22 protein-coding genes are annotated in these 16,687 nt (G+C 53.7%); 6 read left to right on the forward strand and 16 right to left on the reverse strand.

All coding sequences use genetic code 11. The features are described 5' to 3' along the window. Nucleotides 1-109 precede the first annotated feature (109 nt). The 6 genes from THS27_RS13050 to THS27_RS13075 are packed head-to-tail and all read right to left on the reverse strand — an operon-like array spanning nt 110 to nt 3,227. A complete protein-coding gene (locus tag THS27_RS13050; RefSeq protein WP_085591545.1) occupies nt 110-697 on the reverse strand; it encodes a hypothetical protein in 588 nt (195 codons plus the stop codon). Next, the gene (locus THS27_RS13055) at nt 678-941 is read right to left on the reverse strand and encodes an acyl carrier protein (RefSeq protein ID WP_085591547.1); all 264 of its coding nucleotides are present in this window, start codon (nt 939-941) and stop codon (nt 678-680) included. The genes THS27_RS13050 and THS27_RS13055 overlap by 20 nt, the downstream gene beginning before the upstream one ends. Then, complete coding sequence (locus THS27_RS13060; protein ID WP_085591549.1) at nt 938-1,201, reverse strand: phosphopantetheine-binding protein; 264 nt, start codon at nt 1,199-1,201, stop codon at nt 938-940. The genes THS27_RS13055 and THS27_RS13060 overlap by 4 nt, the downstream gene beginning before the upstream one ends. Next, a complete protein-coding gene (locus THS27_RS13065; protein WP_085591551.1) occupies nt 1,188-2,003 on the reverse strand; it encodes a 1-acyl-sn-glycerol-3-phosphate acyltransferase in 816 nt (271 codons plus the stop codon). Before THS27_RS13065 ends, THS27_RS13060 begins: the two co-directional genes overlap by 14 nt. Beyond that, nucleotides 1,996-2,811 carry a beta-ketoacyl synthase chain length factor gene (locus tag THS27_RS13070; protein WP_085591554.1) on the reverse strand — a complete coding sequence of 272 codons (816 nt, stop codon included), beginning with the start codon at nt 2,809-2,811 and terminating at the stop codon, nt 1,996-1,998. The genes THS27_RS13065 and THS27_RS13070 overlap by 8 nt, the downstream gene beginning before the upstream one ends. Nucleotides 2,812-2,825: 14 nt before the next feature. Beyond that, nucleotides 2,826-3,227 (reverse strand): hypothetical protein, encoded by a 402-nt coding sequence (locus THS27_RS13075; RefSeq protein WP_085591556.1) that lies wholly within the window; start codon nt 3,225-3,227, stop codon nt 2,826-2,828. Nucleotides 3,228-3,400: 173 nt separating this feature from the next. Here THS27_RS13075 and THS27_RS13080 point away from each other — a divergent pair, with 173 nt between their 5' ends. The 3 genes from THS27_RS13080 (at nt 3,401) to THS27_RS27595 (ending at nt 5,407) form a co-directional block, all read left to right on the forward strand. Further along, on the forward strand, nt 3,401-3,988 hold the full coding sequence (locus THS27_RS13080; RefSeq protein WP_085591558.1) for a 4'-phosphopantetheinyl transferase superfamily protein: 588 nt from the start codon (nt 3,401-3,403) through the stop codon (nt 3,986-3,988). Between the two features lie 178 nt (nt 3,989-4,166). Continuing rightward, nucleotides 4,167-5,147 (forward strand): aldo/keto reductase, encoded by a 981-nt coding sequence (locus THS27_RS13085; RefSeq protein ID WP_085591560.1) that lies wholly within the window; start codon nt 4,167-4,169, stop codon nt 5,145-5,147. Between the two features lie 137 nt (nt 5,148-5,284). After that, nucleotides 5,285-5,407, forward strand: coding sequence for a hypothetical protein (locus THS27_RS27595; protein WP_256376796.1), 123 nt, complete (start codon nt 5,285-5,287; stop codon nt 5,405-5,407). Between the two features lie 145 nt (nt 5,408-5,552). Here the strand turns inward: THS27_RS27595 and THS27_RS13090 are convergent, their stop codons facing one another. The 7 genes from THS27_RS13090 to THS27_RS13120 form a co-directional block, all read right to left on the reverse strand. Beyond that, nucleotides 5,553-6,716: an amidohydrolase gene (locus THS27_RS13090; RefSeq protein ID WP_085591562.1), complete on the reverse strand. Its 1,164-nt coding sequence runs from the start codon at nt 6,714-6,716 to the stop codon at nt 5,553-5,555. Continuing rightward, a complete protein-coding gene (locus THS27_RS13095; protein WP_085591564.1) occupies nt 6,695-7,357 on the reverse strand; it encodes a GntR family transcriptional regulator in 663 nt (220 codons plus the stop codon). Before THS27_RS13095 ends, THS27_RS13090 begins: the two co-directional genes overlap by 22 nt. Nucleotides 7,358-7,635: 278 nt before the next feature. Further along, a complete protein-coding gene (locus THS27_RS13100; protein ID WP_085591566.1) occupies nt 7,636-7,923 on the reverse strand; it encodes a JAB domain-containing protein in 288 nt (95 codons plus the stop codon). 40 nt (nt 7,924-7,963) lie between these two features. Further along, nucleotides 7,964-9,052: an ABC transporter ATP-binding protein gene (locus THS27_RS13105; protein WP_085591568.1), complete on the reverse strand. Its 1,089-nt coding sequence runs from the start codon at nt 9,050-9,052 to the stop codon at nt 7,964-7,966. Between the two features lies 1 nt (nt 9,053). After that, a complete protein-coding gene (locus THS27_RS13110) occupies nt 9,054-10,109 on the reverse strand; it encodes a carbohydrate kinase family protein (protein WP_168184891.1) in 1,056 nt (351 codons plus the stop codon). Between the two features lie 5 nt (nt 10,110-10,114). Then, complete coding sequence (locus THS27_RS13115) at nt 10,115-10,963, reverse strand: carbohydrate ABC transporter permease (RefSeq protein WP_085591572.1); 849 nt, start codon at nt 10,961-10,963, stop codon at nt 10,115-10,117. A gap of 2 nt (nt 10,964-10,965) precedes the next feature. Then, nucleotides 10,966-11,850 carry a carbohydrate ABC transporter permease gene (locus THS27_RS13120; RefSeq protein ID WP_168184892.1) on the reverse strand — a complete coding sequence of 295 codons (885 nt, stop codon included), beginning with the start codon at nt 11,848-11,850 and terminating at the stop codon, nt 10,966-10,968. A gap of 36 nt (nt 11,851-11,886) precedes the next feature. Between THS27_RS13120 and THS27_RS26905 the strand changes: the two genes are divergently transcribed. Next, nucleotides 11,887-12,027, forward strand: coding sequence for a hypothetical protein (locus tag THS27_RS26905; RefSeq protein ID WP_168184893.1), 141 nt, complete (start codon nt 11,887-11,889; stop codon nt 12,025-12,027). Nucleotides 12,028-12,055: 28 nt separating this feature from the next. Here the strand turns inward: THS27_RS26905 and THS27_RS13125 are convergent, their stop codons facing one another. Next, entirely contained in the window at nt 12,056-13,297 is a 1,242-nt protein-coding gene (locus THS27_RS13125; protein ID WP_085591574.1) for an extracellular solute-binding protein, read from the reverse strand. Between the two features lie 123 nt (nt 13,298-13,420). On the opposite strand from THS27_RS13125, the gene THS27_RS13130 reads away from it, so the two are divergent. Beyond that, the gene (locus tag THS27_RS13130; RefSeq protein WP_168184894.1) at nt 13,421-14,629 is read left to right on the forward strand and encodes an ROK family transcriptional regulator; all 1,209 of its coding nucleotides are present in this window, start codon (nt 13,421-13,423) and stop codon (nt 14,627-14,629) included. Here the strand turns inward: THS27_RS13130 and THS27_RS13135 are convergent. After that, nucleotides 14,626-15,018 (reverse strand): VOC family protein, encoded by a 393-nt coding sequence (locus tag THS27_RS13135; protein WP_085591579.1) that lies wholly within the window; start codon nt 15,016-15,018, stop codon nt 14,626-14,628. The genes THS27_RS13130 and THS27_RS13135 overlap by 4 nt on opposite strands. Next, the gene (gene radC / locus THS27_RS13140; RefSeq protein ID WP_139835579.1) at nt 15,018-15,806 is read right to left on the reverse strand and encodes a DNA repair protein RadC; all 789 of its coding nucleotides are present in this window, start codon (nt 15,804-15,806) and stop codon (nt 15,018-15,020) included. Before radC ends, THS27_RS13135 begins: the two co-directional genes overlap by 1 nt. Before the next feature lie 429 nt (nt 15,807-16,235). Here radC and THS27_RS13145 point away from each other — a divergent pair, with 429 nt between their 5' ends. Next, the gene (locus THS27_RS13145) at nt 16,236-16,670 is read left to right on the forward strand and encodes a MarR family winged helix-turn-helix transcriptional regulator (RefSeq protein WP_085591581.1); all 435 of its coding nucleotides are present in this window, start codon (nt 16,236-16,238) and stop codon (nt 16,668-16,670) included. Nucleotides 16,671-16,687: the final 17 nt, after the last annotated feature.

Genomic DNA, 16,687 nt, shown 5'->3' on the forward strand with positions numbered 1-16,687 from the left:
GTTAAAAATGGGGGGATTACCAGCTGATCGCGATAAAAACAGGTGTCACCTTCGAGGCAAACAGGGATGTTTGGCCCGTCTTGCGTGATCAGGGCTGTTAAAAAGCCGGTCATTGACCCTGTTTCCTGTTTTCATGTCGACGACGCAGCCAGTGGCGTACCGGCCATTCGCCAATAAATAAAATGCCGATCAGCCCATAGGAAACAATGCCGTTATAAATTGTCCATTGTTCCAGTGTGCCCCATAAAACGGTGGCGGTACTTATGGCTGCATTAGCCACGAAAAAACCCACCCATACACGGGTCAGGCACCGGGTATAGGCAATGCCATAATCATCAAGATCGGGATGGCGCAGGCGGGCAAACCGTTCGATCATGGGGGGCGGATATTTAAGTGTTGCGCCAAATACCCCGGCCAGCGCCAGGCTGATGAATACCGGGTAAAGTCGCAAAGCCTGCATTTGCGCGTAATAGCCAATAACGGCAATAAGTGCGGCAATCGCCAGGGTAACAATTGCCGCTGCAATACGGGCTGATACCAGAAACAACACCGCACGCGCCACAATCAAACCCAAAAGGCCCCACAGAAGATAGCGGGCCGAAAAACGGGTTAACCCGTAATATGCCAACACCGGATAGCCAAGGCCGATCAGGGCCAGTAGCCCGGCAAAAACCCGTTTAGGTATTGACCAGGGCATGGATTTTTTCGACCACATCATCAACCGTGCGCACCGACTTGAATTCCATTGCCGGAATTTTCTTGCCGACCCTTTCCTGAAATTTGACGATCAGGTCTACGGCATCAATGCTGTCAAGATCCAGGTCTTCCATCAGGCGGGCATCGGGCGAAATGCTTTCGCTGGGCACTTCAAACAGATCGACCAGATAATCGTGCAATTGCTGATACACTTCCTGGCGCGAATGCAATGTCGTGACTGTCATGGCTTCCCCCGCGACATTTCAATAAATTTTGCCAGATTATGCACGGATGCAAAATGGGTTTTCACATCGTCGCTTTTGGCATCAATGCGCACATCGTATTTTTTTTGCAGGGCAACGCCCAGTTCCAGTGCATCAATCGAGTCCAGGCCCAACCCCTCGACAAACAGGGCCTCGTGACTGTCGATATCCTCGACAGTCAGATCCTCAAGATTGAGGGTCTCGATAATGAAGGTTTTCAGTTCGCTCTCAAGCGTGGTCATGGTTTAGCCTGCTGCAGAAATAGTGTTTTATGACCGCCGTTAATGCACGGGCCCGACGGGCGCGCACGTCTGACAGGTCAATTCCCCCCGTAGCGGATATGGTCGATCCGACACGAACATTATATCGTATTTTTGATGGTGGTATGCGGTACCACGGCGTCCCCTTTTTCAGGGTATCGTGATTACAGCGCACAATCACAGGAATCAAGTCGGCAGGTGCAGTAATCGCAATATTTGCAACACCGCGCTGCAACGGACCCAGTTTTTCGCCACTGGCAGTGCGCGTACCTTCGGGGAAAATCATCACGCAATCACCTTCACGCAAATGGCGGGCAGCATCGGCAACCAGTTTTTCGGGGTTGTCATCATTGCGAATAAACCCGGCTGCACGCACCACACCGGCCATAAACGGGTTACGAAACAACTGGTGTTTTACGACGCATTGGCAGCGGTCCATTTGTGCCAGAATAATCACAACATCAAGCAGGGTGGGGTGGTTGGCGATAATCAGCTTGCCATGTGCGGCCAGCAGTTTTTCGCGGCCTTCGATATGTACCGATGCGACCCCGGTAACATCAAGAATGAAACAGAACAGTCGAAAACTGCGGCAAATAACAAGTTGTGCCACCTTGCGCCGTTTTGCCCGGTTTTGCAGCAGTAACATCAGCAAGGGAAACAATGTCAGGGCCAGCAAAAGGGCGCCGCCGCCAAACAGGCAAAAAGCCATACCGGTGGCAAAAAGCCGCCATGCCTGACTGGTTTTATAGGCCACTTTCCCCAAGGTGAACCGCACCTTATCCATTGCGCACCATATGCCATGCAAAACTGCGCCCGGCCAAAAGGCACGATGTCGGCGCGGGGGGGGACGGCGGGGTATCGCAGGGATGACTGTTTTTTAAAAAGTCCGCCATCATGCGGGCGTGGGTGCGGGCAAAGGGTGGCTGCGGGGCGACATCATCGGGGGCGACGGGCCGGGGTTCAAAACAAAAGGCGGCACCCGGCGCGGGTGTGGTCGCGGTGTTAGACAGGGGGGATGTCATGATCATTGCAAAGGCAGTGCCCCTTGTGCCTTCGGGGTCGTTTTGGGCATATACATCGGGCAGGGCAAGGTCGATATAGACAATGGCAACCGGGCTGTGCGGATCGTCCGACAATTGGGATAATGTCTCGGTCAGGGCGGCGACAAAGCTGTCATTTCCGGCTGATATGGCGCTGTGTGACTGGGTAATGGCCCAATTGATGGAGGCAACCCCGACCAGGGCATTATGCACTGACATGCTGAAATCGGCAGGCGAAGGGATTTCTTCGCGGGCAATCTGGCCCAGAAGTTTCAGGGTGCGTTCAATATTGCCGTGTCGGGATGCAAAAACAACCCGGGTATTGCACACGTCATGGGTGCTTGCACCTTCAAGAACGCGGCCTAAAACTTCGGCGCTGGCGCGGCCAAACAGGTCCAGGCGACGACGCCAGGCAGGGGCAATGCCCCGTGCCAGGTCTTTTTTATCTATCCCGGTTGGCTGCCCGTTTGACATATGTGTCATCAGGGTAGGGTATTCTGCGTGATCCTGCAACAGCGCCCATTTGGGAATATAAACCGGGATAGATTGCATCTTGGAACTGTTCCTTACGAAGACATTGCCACTTTGGCAGCAACTTCGCGCTGGATATCAATCTTCAGGTTATTGACCCAGCGGTTATAATTTTTATGAATGGTGCCACCACTATATTTCAGGTTGGTGCTATCCACATACAGAATTGAAAAATCGTGCTGGGTAAAATCAATTTCGACCTTGGCAACATGGTCACGCGGGGCGTAGGTGGCGGTTAATTTGCCGGTCGCAAGTTTTTTGACAGTCCATTCGCGTGCGGTGGCCGCCGTGATGATGGCGTCTTCAATCTGGTCCATGGCCAGGTTTTGTGCTGCGTCGGGAAAGGGTTGACGTTCGACCTGGGCAATCGGGGCGGTGCAGGCAACAACCAGCAAGGTTAACATGCTGAACATGGCAATTTTGACTGAACGCATCATGAAGGGGGCTCCTTATTGCGAAATGTTTGAGGTTGGGTTTAAAAATATGCGTTTGGACAGGCGCAGCAGGTTGTTTTTGAGCATTTGATAACCTGTTGTAGGGCATTGAAACAGAACAAGTAAACAGGGCAGTAGTGTGGTCTGTTTGATAATTTGATAAATGGGACGGGCAAATGCAGATCAAAACAGCCTTTAACGGGAACGTCTTTTGGGCGTGGCAAAGGCTGGAAAATTTGCCCCGGGACCGGGTTTTGCGCCGTAAGGTGACGTCGCAGTGTGCCCGTGTTGCCGTGTGCGATTTGGCGGCAAATGTTACCGGCGAAACCGGTTTGTCCTATCATCGCAATGATAACGGCAAACCGGTTTTGCAACGGGCCAGTGGTGCCGGGTCCTATGGGGTTAGCATCACCCATAGCGGCGACATTTTCGCCGTGGCTTTTTGTCGCACGGGCCAGGTTGGCATTGATGTTGAATATCGTGACCCGGGGCGCAACATATCCCGGCTGGAAAAATGGTTGTTTGGCACAGGGCGGCGGGTGGACCCGAACCAATTGGATGAAAACCGGATGCGTCAGATTGAAAATGACCCGCGCCAGTTTGATTTTTACCAGCAATGGTGCGTTTACGAGGCCATTTTCAAATGTACAGCCATTAACGACCCGGCCCTGCGGCTACCTGCCGATACCTGTTATCTTGATGAATGGGATGATTTTTCCGGTGCGCTGGTTTGGCAATGCCAGGGCGTTGGCGCAGAATTTTAATGTGTTGGCATGTTGGCAAGAATTATTACAACTGTTTTGCGTGCGGATAATTTTGGGTATGATGGGGCATCTCATCATTTCGGCAGCAGGCGCCGCTATCCGCAATATTGGTTAAATATCTGATATTTGGTTTTTGCCGGATACGCGCTTTGCTGCCTTTCCAGACAGGAGACGGCATATGGACTATGTTAAATTTGGTTCTACCGGCTTGGAAGTATCGCGCCTGTGCCTGGGCTGCATGACCTATGGTGAACCTGATCGTGGCCCGCACCCCTGGACCCTGCCCGAAGACGAAAGCAGGCCGATTATTCGCAAGGCCCTGGAAGCCGGGATTAATTTTCTTGATACGGCCAATATCTATTCTGCCGGGTCGTCGGAAGAAATTATTGGCCGCGCGATCAAGGATTTTACCCGTCGCGAAGATGTGGTTCTGGCAACCAAGGTGTTTAACCGTATGCGTCCTGGCCCCAATGGGGCGGGCCTGTCGCGCAAGGCGATTTTTGATGAAATTGATGCCAGTTTGAAAAGGCTGGGCACCGATTATGTTGATCTATACCAGATCCATCGCTGGGATTATGGCACCCCGATTGAAGAAACCCTTGAAGCCCTGCATGACGTGGTCAAGGCGGGCAAGGCGCGTTATATCGGCGCTTCGTCCATGTATGCGTGGCAGTTTGCCAAGGCGTTATATGTATCGCGCGCCAATGGCTGGACGCCGTTTGTCAGTATGCAAAATCATTTGAATTTGCTGTACCGCGAAGAAGAACGCGAAATGCTGCCGCTTTGTGCGGATCAGAAAATTGCCGTGATACCGTGGAGCCCGATGGCCCGCGGCAAACTGACCCGCGACTGGGATGAAAAAACCAACCGCGATGAAAAGGACGAAGTCAGCAAACGGTTATATGAACATACACAGGGTGCCGATCATAAAGTGGTTGATGCCGTCGGTGAGGTCGCCAAAGAACGCGGGGTTCCGCGCGCACAGGTGGCTTTGGCGTGGCTGTTGCAAAAAGACGGCGTTACAGCACCAATTGTCGGCGCATCCAAACCGCATCATTTGGATGATGCGGTCGCAGCGATGACGCTGGGGTTAAGTGATGATGAAATCGCCCGGCTTGAAGCCCCTTATGTGCCCCATGCGGTGGCCGGGTTTAAATAACATTTGCGGGTTTTATCGCCCCAAACACCCGGTCATTCTGGCCGGGTGTTTTTTATGGGCACAACTTTTATTTTTCAATCTTGCGATAGGGGGGCGATGTCGGCTTTGCTGAAACCCTGCGGGCGGATATCGCACATGTGATGTCGCCCTTGGGCGATAATGGTGTAAGCGAAGCCCTGTTTGATGTCGCTGAACTTTCCCACATTGGTCTTGAACTGAGGGTCGCAGAAATAAAATCACATCAGGCCCCGCCTGCCTGATGTGGGCAGGGCCCGTTTTTATGCCATGTCGTTGTTTTGCCAGCCGGCAAGGTCATTCGCTGATGTGGTCGGGTGGGGCAACTGTTTTAAGGCCGATATTGGCGGGTGGCACTGGCATCTAAAAGGGCGAGTGCCATATCCGGTTTCAGGGGGCTTCGACCAGGGCGGCAAAGTATGATGCGCCATATGGCAGGGCGTCGTTGTTAAAATCGAACCATGCGCTGTGAAGGATACGGGCATTGTCATCCGGGCCATTGCCGATCCAGCCGTAACATCCGGGCCGGTCTTCAAGCATGAAGGCGAAATCCTCGACAATCATGGTTTGGGGCGGATTTGTATCAACCTTGTTAAATACCGATAACCCGGCAGCTTCGGCCGTAAGGGCTGCTGCGTGCGAATTTATCAGGGTTGGATATTGCTGATGGTAGGAGAGTTTGCATTGCGCGCCGGTTGACAAGGCAATGCCATCGATAATCCGGCGTATTGCCGGTTCGGCGGCGGCGCGTGCGGCGGGCGAAAATGCCCGGACCGTGCCGCAAATGGTTACCTTGTTTGGCAAAACATTATAGGCGTCGCCGCCGTGAATTTGCGTTGCGCTGACAACGATCGCGTCAAGGGGGTCTATGTTGCGGGCGGAAACTTGCTGAAGGGCGACCAGAATGTGCCCGGCGGTTAACACAACATCAGCCCCTTTTTGCGGCTGGGCGGCGTGCATTCCGGTTGCTGTTACCTCGATTTCAAAGCTGTCGCCTGATGCCATCATCGGGCCAGCTTTTACCGCAAAGGTGCCGATATCCATTCCCGGCCAGTTGTGAATGCCATAAATTTCGTCGCACTGAAATTTTGTAAACAGGCCTTCGCGGATCATGCGGGCTGCGCCGCCGTCTTTACCGCCCATTTCCTCGGCTGGCTGGAAAATAAAAACAACGCGACCTGCAAAATTTTTGGTTTCGGCAAGATAGCGCGCCGCACCCAGCAGCATGGTGGTGTGCCCGTCATGCCCGCAGGCGTGCATAACACCCTTGTTTACCGAACGATGGGCAAAATCGTTGCGTTCTTCAATTGCCAATGCGTCCATGTCGGCACGCAACCCGATGGAGCGGGCGCCCTTTCTGTTGCCATAAAGAACCCCGACAACCCCGGTTCCTCCAACGCCTTCGGTGACCTCGATCCCATAGGATCGTAACTTTTGCGCAACAAATCTGGCGGTTTCATATTCCTGATAGGAAAGTTCGGGATTGGCGTGCAAATGATGCCGCCACTGGCTCATTTCGGTGTGAAATTCGGCTATTCTGTTGATGATGGGCATTCCCTGGGGTTCCTGTTTCGAATGTCATGATGGGCCGATTGTAAATGCGTGCCAAGCAATGCAATCGCGCCGGTTTCGTCGCCCTTTTTGCACGCTTCAAGCAATTGCCGGTGTTCCGCCGCCGACTTTTCGGGCCGGGCGACAATTGAGCTTGCGATGACCTCGGCAAGGGCCGACGCCCTGTTGAGATGTTCGATGGTGCGTAACAGCGTGTGTCGGTTCGAGGGGCGATATAGCGCGTCGTGAAAGGTCCAGTTCAAATCGGAAAGGCGCGAGGGCTGCTGTTCGTTTTCGGCGGCATCAAGCGCCATTTCGGCGGCGGCAAAATCAAGTTTGGTGTGATGTTGAAAGGCCGATTTCAGGGCAAGCGGTTCAAGCAGCATCCGCATTGCAAACAGATCATCGACCATTCCAGGGTCGGGCTTTGCAACGCGAGCCCCTTTAAATCCGGTTGTTTCAACCAGTCCGTTTTCGGCAAGTGATTGCAAGGCGTGCCGCAACGGAGTGCGGCTGACATTAAGATGTTCTGATAGCGCCTCCTGCCGCAATGGCTGGCCGGGTTGAAATGTGCCGTTCAGGATTAAGGTTCTGATTTTGTCGGCAATCGATTCTGCCTGTGTTTTATTTGTATCCGAAACCATAATTGTATCCAATATTGATTTAAGGGTGTGTTGTCAACGCCAAATTCGTACCAGAACTCGCGCATGTCGGCCTGTTGAATTTGATACAAAAAAGCGAGACGCACGGCTTTTGCGTCAAAGGCGGGCGACAAAAAGCCATATCGAAACCGGTGGGATGCGTGGTTGCAATCTGTACTTTGGCTGGGCCAAAGCAATGCACCGTTGCCCTGAACTGCCTTGATTGATGGCACTATTTACGTGGAGCATTTGGGGGATGTAGGGCATGATTTGCGGTTAAATCAGCCCGGCATTTTAAACGAATTATAGCCCGCCCAGGTGACGATGATGTGGTCATGCACATTGATTTTCACGGCCTTGGTGGCCACGATCATTTTGCGGGTTATGTTGATATTGCCGTGTGACGGGGGCAGGGGCGGGGGGCGCGCGTTGCCGCTGGGGTGGTTATGTACCAGGATCAATGCCGGTGTGTGCAGTTCCAACGCGCGCTTGAACCCTTCGGGCGGGTAAACCGGGGTATGGTCAACCGTGCCGCCCGAGTGGCATTCATCGGTAAATCTATGCGGCAACCGGTGTCTTTAGAGGATGCCCCCGCCGATTGGGAAGTTGTTATTGTGCCGCCTCAACCCGGATCCCTTCGGCATCAAAAATATGCCAGTTATCCAGCGATGCGACCGACAGGTTCACGCGTTCGCCAATGCGGACGGGAACGATCCCGGCAAAGCGGACATTGATGTCAACCTGTGCCGGGTCGCCAAAACCGCAATGCAATTGAACAAAGGTGTCCGAGCCCAGATGTTCGACCGACAAAACCGTGCCCTGCAGGGCGGCTGTGCCATCATCGGCTGCCAAAACAAGATGTTCGGGGCGCACCCCAACCGTGACGGGTTGATGGGCGGTTAATTTGCGTGGCAAGGACAGGGCCGTGCCCGATGGTAACAGAAGGTCGCCGTTTTCATTGGTTGTGGCATCCCAGAAATTCATTCTTGGCGAGCCAATAAAACCAGCCACAAACTGGTTAACCGGTGTCAAATAAAGGTCCAGCGGGGAGCCAACCTGTTCGACGATCCCGTCGCGCAGTACCACAATCCGGTCGGCCATGGTCATGGCTTCGACCTGATCATGGGTGACGTAAATCATGGTGGCTTTCAGGTCACGATGCAGGCGGGCCAGTTCCATGCGCATATCAACACGCAGGGCGGCATCCAGGTTGGATAGCGGTTCGTCGAGCAAGATAATTTGTGGATCACGGGCAAGCGCCCGGCCAATGGCAACACGCTGGCGTTGCCCGCCCGATAATTGTTTGGGGGTGCGTTCAAATAACGGCAATAATTGCAAAATGGTGCCGATTTCGTTTGTCTTGGCCTCGATCTCGGCCTTTGACTTGCCCGCCATTTTTAGCGGGAAGCCAATATTTTCCGCCACCGTCATATGCGGGTAAAGGGCGTAGGATTGAAACACCATCGCAATATCGCGGCTGGCCGCCGAAAGATGATCAACCCGCTTTTTGCCAAGGTGAATTTGCCCGCTGGTAATTTCCTCCAGCCCGGAAATCAGGCGCAGCAATGTCGATTTGCCACAGCCCGACGGCCCGACAAAAACAACCAGCTCCCCGTCTTCGATCGACAGATCAACGCCTTTGATGATGTTGGCAGCCCCAAAAGTCTTGGTGACATTTGACAACGATATTGATGACATCTCAGCCGTTCTCCACTTGATCGAAGGTCTTGTGATCGTTTGTTGGTTGGGGGGTAGGGGCCGATGTCAGCAATGTGCGAATACGGACATTCAAATCGGCAAGGGTGGGATATTGGCGTGGATGGCTGGCAATGGCCTTGCCCGCAACCTCGATACCGGCATGAAGGCAATCAAGCAAAGATGCCCCGCGCTGAAAGGCCAGCAGGAAGCCGGCATTAAAACAGTCGCCCGCCCCAACGGTATCAATGACATTGACGCTGCCAGAGGGGGCTGCATGAAGGACCTGTTGCCCCGTGCAGGCCGATGCCCCGTGCGGGCCGCGTTTGACAACCACAATCGCACCCGGTGCCAGTTTGTTGCTGATTGCGCGCATCTGGGCATCCACATTGGCGGTGAAATCATCAATGGCGATGCCCAGTAATCCGGCGGCTTCGGCTTCATTGATTAACAGGACGTCAACCAGCGGCAGCCAGTTTTGCATATGGTGCTGCACATCATCGGTCCAGCCGCCGGTGGGCCAGGCGGTATCAAGGGCGACAATGGCACCCGCATCACGCAATTCGCCTAATAGCTGGGTGCATTCGGGCACCAGGCGCGGCATTAGAAAATTGCCGACCAAAAGGGCGATTGCACCCTTTAACGTGGCATTTTTCAGCATTTTGCGGGCCATGTCGGCATCAAAAAGCGAACTGTGCCCTTGGTTGGATAAAAAGGTTCGTTCCTTGTCGGAATGGGTCAGACCAATGGTAACGGATGTCACCGTGTTGCTGTGATGCCAGTGATCAGCGAGCGCGCCGAATTGCGACTTAAGCCACTGCCCCATTTCATCATTGCCGATATTGACCACCATGCGCTGATTGGCACCAAGAGCCATTAAGGCCGCACCAAAGATGCCGCCGCCGCCGCCAACCCGCATTTCATAATCGGGGTAGACGGTTTCGGTGCCATGATCGGGCCAATGGTCAATCGGGCCGAGCAACTGGTCAATATTGATTGTGCCAATGGAAATGATGTCGCGGGCCGGGTCGGGTTGGCGGGTTTGGGGTGTTTTACGCATGATATTCATCCCTTGACGCTGCCGCTGGCCAGCCCTGAAACCAGGGTTTTTTGCATGAAAAAGGCCAAAATAACCGGTGGGACAGCGGCCAGAATGCCGGCTGCTGAAATCAGCCCGTAATCGGCAACGCGCCCGGCAGCCAGGTCGGCAATGGCGACCGTGATGGTTTTGGAACGGATGTCGTTGGTGAATAACAGGCCATAGAAAAATTCGTCCCAGGCCAGCAAAACCGACATCATCACCGCCGCCCCCAATGCCGGGCGGGCGATGGGCAGGATGACATACCAGATCGCCTGTAACCGGTTGGCGCCGTCAATGATCGGGGCTTCGTCCAGGTCACCGGGGATGGTGTCAAAATTGCTTTTTAACAGCCAGGTCGCAAAGGGCAGCAGGATGGAACAATAAACAATGATCAGGGCAAAATGCGTGTTAAGCAGCCCCAGGGCACTCATGACCGTATAAAGCGGTAACACAAGGGCGACGGGCGGCAGCATGAAGATGGCGATCACGGCATAAAGCAGATTTTTACGACGCGGGCCGGGCATGCGTGAAAAGCTGTATGCGGCGGGAATGGCCGCACAAATCGATAACCCGGTCGCGGCAAGGGCAATGAAAATGCTGTTGCGGATGGCATAGAGGAAACTTTGCGACGGGGTGTTTTCGGCATAGATCAGCAAGCTGCGATAGTTTTCCAGGGTGGGGCTATCGGGCCACCATTCCAGGGGCAGGGTTGTCAGATGGGTGGAGGAGCTGATGCTCATGATAAACAGCCACAAAACGGGCAGGGCAATGACCAGCGCCAATAAGGCAGCGGCCAGATAGATACATATTTTTTTGGCCAGGGTTGTTTGCATGATCAGGCCTCTCCGTGCTTGCGGATCAGATACATGTAACCGGCAATCAGGCAGGCGCTGATCAGCACCACGATCAGGGCATAGGAGGCCCCCGATCCAACCCGCATATAGGCGAAGGCTTCCTGATAGACATAAAAACTGACGGTTTTGGTGCTGCTGGCGGGGCCGCCCCGGGTCATGACATAGATAATGTCAAACACCTTGAAGGCTTCGATGGTGCGCAAGACCAGCGCCACACTAAGCGGCCCCATAATGGCCGGCAGGGTAATGCGCCAAAACCGGTTCCACATGCCAGCGCCGTCCAGGGTTGCGGCCTCGTATAAATCCTTGGGGACGGTTTGCAGGGCGGCCAGCGCGATCAGGGCGACCAGGGGGAAGTTTTTCCAGACATCGGCAACAATCACCATGTCAAGGGCGGTTGCCGGATCGCCCAGCCAGGATCGATAGGCATCAAGCATTCCGAATTGCACCAGAAGTGCATTCAGCGCCCCAAAATCCGGATTATAAATAAGCCGCCACATCATGGCGTTAACCACGGTGGGCAGGGCAAGGGGCAGGATTAGCATGGCACGCAGCAAGGTGCGGCCAACAAAAACCTCGTTTAGCAGCAAGGCGACCATCACGCCGATGATCATTTCCACACCAACGGAAATCACCGCGAAATAGGTGGTGTGCCAAATGGCCTCGCGGAAATTGGCCGAGGACAAGGCACGAATATAATTGTGAAACCAGACCCAATTGTCGGTTAGTTCCGGGGCGACCAGTTTGGCACCCGTCATGCTGTAATAAACTGTTTTGATCAACGGGTATCCGCTGACCCCAAGGATCATTACAATCATCGGGGTCAGCAATAGCCACGCCGTCACCGTTTTACGATGGGAAATCATGGCGGTGGTTCCGGCTCCGGTTGGAAATCATCGTAAATGCTGGTGATCATGACCGGCCGTCAAACCCCGGCACCTGTGTTGGCGGGGTTTGAACAGGAACTTGCCAGTCGTGCTTATAATCACGCAGCACCGTTGGGGCTGATGGGCGTACCCTGCCTTCAGGATAAAACCTTATGAAGGCAGGGGCCAGGTCAGTCGAAAAGGGTTACTGAAGATCGGCAATATTGTTTGCCGCGTTGTCAAGCGCATCTTTTGGGGTGGTGGTGCCCAGCATGGCGTTTTGCAGGGCTTCTTGCAAAACAGCCGATGCCTCCTGATAGGATGCCATCGTGGGACGCGGTGCCATCACGGCAAAGCTGGTTTTTGCTGCATTGACGAACGGTTCCTGGCCCTTGATCACGTCGGGATTGCTATAGGATGCTTCCCAGACCGGCAGGCTGAGCTTGGCGTATTTGTTTTGCACTTTTTGCGACGTCAGGAACTGGATGTATTTCCAGGCTTCTTCCTTGTGCGTGCTTTTGCTGGGAATACCAAGGCCCATCGACCCATTGACGGCCGACGCCTTTGAAACGCCTGCTTCGCCCGGTGCCGGAACAATGCCAACATTGCCGGCAACCTGGCTTTCGGCCGGATCATTGGCAAGATTATACATGTAGCCCCAATTAAGTGCGAAAGCGGCCTGCCCACTTGAAAAGACACGACGGACATCTTCTTCGGCATATTCGCGCGAATTGGGGTTGGTCACGCCATCATTGATGGTTCCGACCATGTATTGTAATGCCTTGAGGCCGCCGCCTGTATTAAAGGCCGGTTTGCCATCCGCATCCAGAAACTTGCCGCCCATGCCTGAGAGGATGGTGGTGTAGTCGCAAATTGCGGCTTCGGATTGTGACCATGACCAGACCAGCGGATAATCAACAATCCCCTTGTCCTTGATGACCTTGGCCTGGGATTCAAGTTCTTCCCATGTTGCGGGTGGATGATCAAACCCGGCTTTTTTCAGCATGTCCTTGTTATAAAAAAGGAACTTTGTATCGGCAATCCAGGGCATGCCGTAATATTTGCCGTCATATTCCACCGTCGTCCAGGCCCCGCTCAGAACAGCTTTGCGGGTTTTGTCATCAATACGGTCTGTTACGTCTTCAAGCAGTTTGTATTGTGCAAATTCTGCAGGCCAGATCACGTCATAAAGAACAACGTCATAGCCATTGGCACTTTGCGACAGCACAATTTTGTCATGCAGGGCCTCGTAGGGGACCAGCTCAACATTGACATCGACGCCAGGATTGGCCGCCTTGAAGTCAGCGGTCATGTTGCGAATGTCGTCTTCGCTATAGGCGGCCTGGGCCATGAACAGCGCATTTAGCGTGACATCTGCGGCATGTGCAGCGCCGGAAATGGCAAAGACACCGAAAACAGCCCCTTTTAGGATATTCCTGATCTTCATGTTCTTATCTCCCTGATAAATGAGATACGCAATGACTGAGACGTGATCTTTTTGATCACAGGCTTTATTATTAATTCAATTTGATGTAATTAATAATGGATAAATTTAGGGAGGGCAATGGTGATGATAAAAAAACAGTCTGAAAATGTAACCGGCACCAACCTTCTGCATGCTAAAAGCCACAATCGCCGCGCCATTCTCGATGCCGTTCGACGCCGTGACGGCCTGTCGCGCGCTGATATTACCCGCATCACCAATCTGTCTGCCCAGGCGGTTTCAAACCTTGTGGCCGAACTGGAAGAAGCCGGGCTTTTGCTTGCGGGTGAACCGGTTCGGCAAAAACGGGGGCAGCCCGCCCGGCCATATCGCCTTAACCCTGAAGGCGGTTTTGCCATTGGCTTTCAGCTAAACGGTACCGAAATTGATGCCGTCCTTGTGGACCTTCTGGGTGAAGAGCGCTGCCGGTTTAGTCAGCAAATCAAACATCCCGATCCTCATCAGGCCGTTGACCTTCTGGTTGCTGCCAGTCACGAGATAATTGCGAAGTCCGGTCTGGATCCCGAACGTAATATCGGGATCGGCATTGCCATGCCGGGCCCCGTCGGTATCGCCGGGCCAACCGGCATTGCGCCGGGATGGGAAAGTTTTGATCTGGCCAGTGCCATGCGAAAAAAGGCGGGCTGCCCGGTTTTTGTCGAAAATGATGCTGATGCTGCGGCCATTTCGGAAAAGCTTTACGGGACCGGGCGCGACCTTGATAATTTCGTTTATATCTTCATCGGTGTTGGTTTGGGCGCGGGATTGTTTCTTGATGGCCGAATAATTCGTGGTGCCAAGGGGGCGGCAGGCGAGATTGGCCATATTCCGATACAGGTTAATGGTCGCCAATGCGGTTGCGGGCGCAAGGGATGCCTTGAGCGTTATGTCTCGCTGTTGGCCTTGTACGAAGAATTTGATGCGGGCCATCGCGACGATCTGGTTCATGACGCCACCTTGACCCGGCTTTCTGCCATGTCACCAGATGACATCCCGGTTCGGAAATGGATTAATCAGGCCGCATTACATTTGACAACGACCTTCCAGATTATCTCAAGCATGTTGAATCCGCAGGCGGTTATATTGGGGGGGCTGCTGCCTGAAGCGATTCTGTATGCTCTTTGGCAGGAAGTCACCCGGCTGCAAGAGGCGGATGGTCCGACACCCACCGGCGATCATTTGCCGGTTCTGATTGGTGATGCCAGCACTTATTCCGCAGCACGTGGTGCTGCGGCCCTGCCAATTTACCAGGAAATGATCCCGGATTTTCAAAACATGCTGAAAGTTCGGGATTAGGCTGGTTGTAACAAATCCCACTTGTTGCCGTATAAATCCTCAAACACGGCAACGATGCCATAGGGTTCGTGGCGTGGGTTTTCTAAAAAACGAACGCCGTTTTCGACCATGCGCGTATGATCCGTTTGAAAATCATCCGTCATCAGGAAAAAACCGACCCGCCCGCCAGTTTGCTGGCCGATGGCGCGTTTTTGACTGTCGTTCACCGCCCGGGCCAGCAAAATCCGGGTTGCGTTGACAGGGGCGCGTGGTGGCGCGATTAAAACCCAGCGTTTGCCATTGCCCATATCGCTATCTTCAATCAGCTCAAACCCGGCCTTTTCGCAATAAAAGGCGATGGCATCGTCATAATCCGCCACCACAATTGAAATCTGCCCGATGATTGGCATCAGATAAGCCCCAGTGTTTTAAACGAATTATAGCCCGCCCGGCTGACAATGATGTGGTCATGCACGTTGATTTCCATGGCCTTGGCGGCGTCAACAATTTTGCGGGTCATATCAATATCGCCGCGTGATGGTGTGGCATCGCCGCTGGGGTGATTATGCACCAGAATGAGGGCCGATGCGTGCAGTTCAAGCGCGCGTTTGATCACTTCCCGCGGGTAAACCGGGGTATGGTCCACCGTGCCGCGCTGGTGGCATTCATCGGCAATCAGGCGGTTTTTACGGTCTAAAAACAGCAAATGCAGTTCTTCGGTATTGCGATGGCCCAGCCGCACCCGGCAATAATCGATCAATTGTTCCCAGGATGCGATGACGGGCAATTCCATCGCCCGTTCCCGGGATAAAACCTGTGCGCTGGCTTCGGCAATTTTTAGGGCGGCGATTGTCGCCTCGCCAATGCCCTTGCATCCTGCCAGTTCGCTTTGGCTGGCTGCCAACACCCCGGCCAGATTTCCAAAACGATCAATCAATGATTTTGCCAGTGGTTTAACATCGCCGCGGGGAATGGCCATGCACAGTAATAATTCCAGTAATTCATATTCGGCGAGTGCCGCGCTTCCGCCTTTTAAAAAACGCTCACGCAACCGTTGGCGGTGGCCGAAATAATGGGGCTTGGGTGCTTTTCCCGACGATTGGGCAGTTGTCGCCGTTGAGGATGGCTGGTCTTTGTTTTCTGTGTTTTCCGCAGGTAAAGCTGCGGGTTCTGGCGCCATTGCGGCTGTTGTGGTCATTGTTGGTTCCGGTGTCCCCTTTGCATCAGGCGGGGGGGTGCCGGTGGTGTGGTGCGCGTCCGTTTCTTTACGAAGGGGGGCGTTGGCACGGGACGATTTTTGGGCCGTGTTTATCGCCCGAGGGGTAATTGCTGAAGGGGGCGTTGCCGTCGGCGACCCGGGGGTTTGGTCATTCTGAGGGGCAATGTCTGCCAATGCGCCCGCAGGATCAAAATAGATCCGGCTGCCATCATCAATGTTGGATTGAGTAGGATTGCGGGGTTTTTCGGCACTCACGGCAGGCTCCTGCGTTGATGCAATTTGACGTTGCAGGTGCAGTTTGCGTTGCCATGCCGCTGCTGTCCAGTGGCAGCGTTCATTGCCGAAGGGTGATTGTGGGGAAATGTGAATTTGTTTGACTTGTGTATATGCACAGGTTAGGCAGTTGAAATGACAATACCATTGCCCGCAGCCCTGATTGATGAATGTTTGGTGTTAAAAAGCCGCAAGGCGGCGCGTGCCATAACGCGCCGTTATAATTTGCGCTTAAAACCGTTTGGGGTGCAGTCAACGCAGGCGTCGCTGCTTTTTTGTATTGCCCGGGGCGGTTTTCAGTCGATCAGCAATCTTGCTGTTCTGATGGACCTGGAACGCAGTGCGTTAACGCGCAACCTTGCAGTATTGCAGCGGGGGGGTATGATTGCCCCGGATCAAACCGGGCAGGGCAAAACCCAGATTTTTTCACTCACCCCGACAGGGGTGGAAAAGGTAAGGCAGATCGTGCCTGTTTGGGAAGAATTGCAATCTGCCATCCATCAGGAAATGGGGGCTGATACCTGGCAGGCAACCCAGCAGGCATTGGCATTAATCGGCAGGATTGGCTGAGAATTTTGATCAACATT

The sequence above is a fragment of the Thalassospira sp. MCCC 1A01428 genome, from assembly GCF_002115825.1.
Taxonomy (GTDB): Bacteria; Pseudomonadota; Alphaproteobacteria; order Rhodospirillales; family Thalassospiraceae; genus Thalassospira.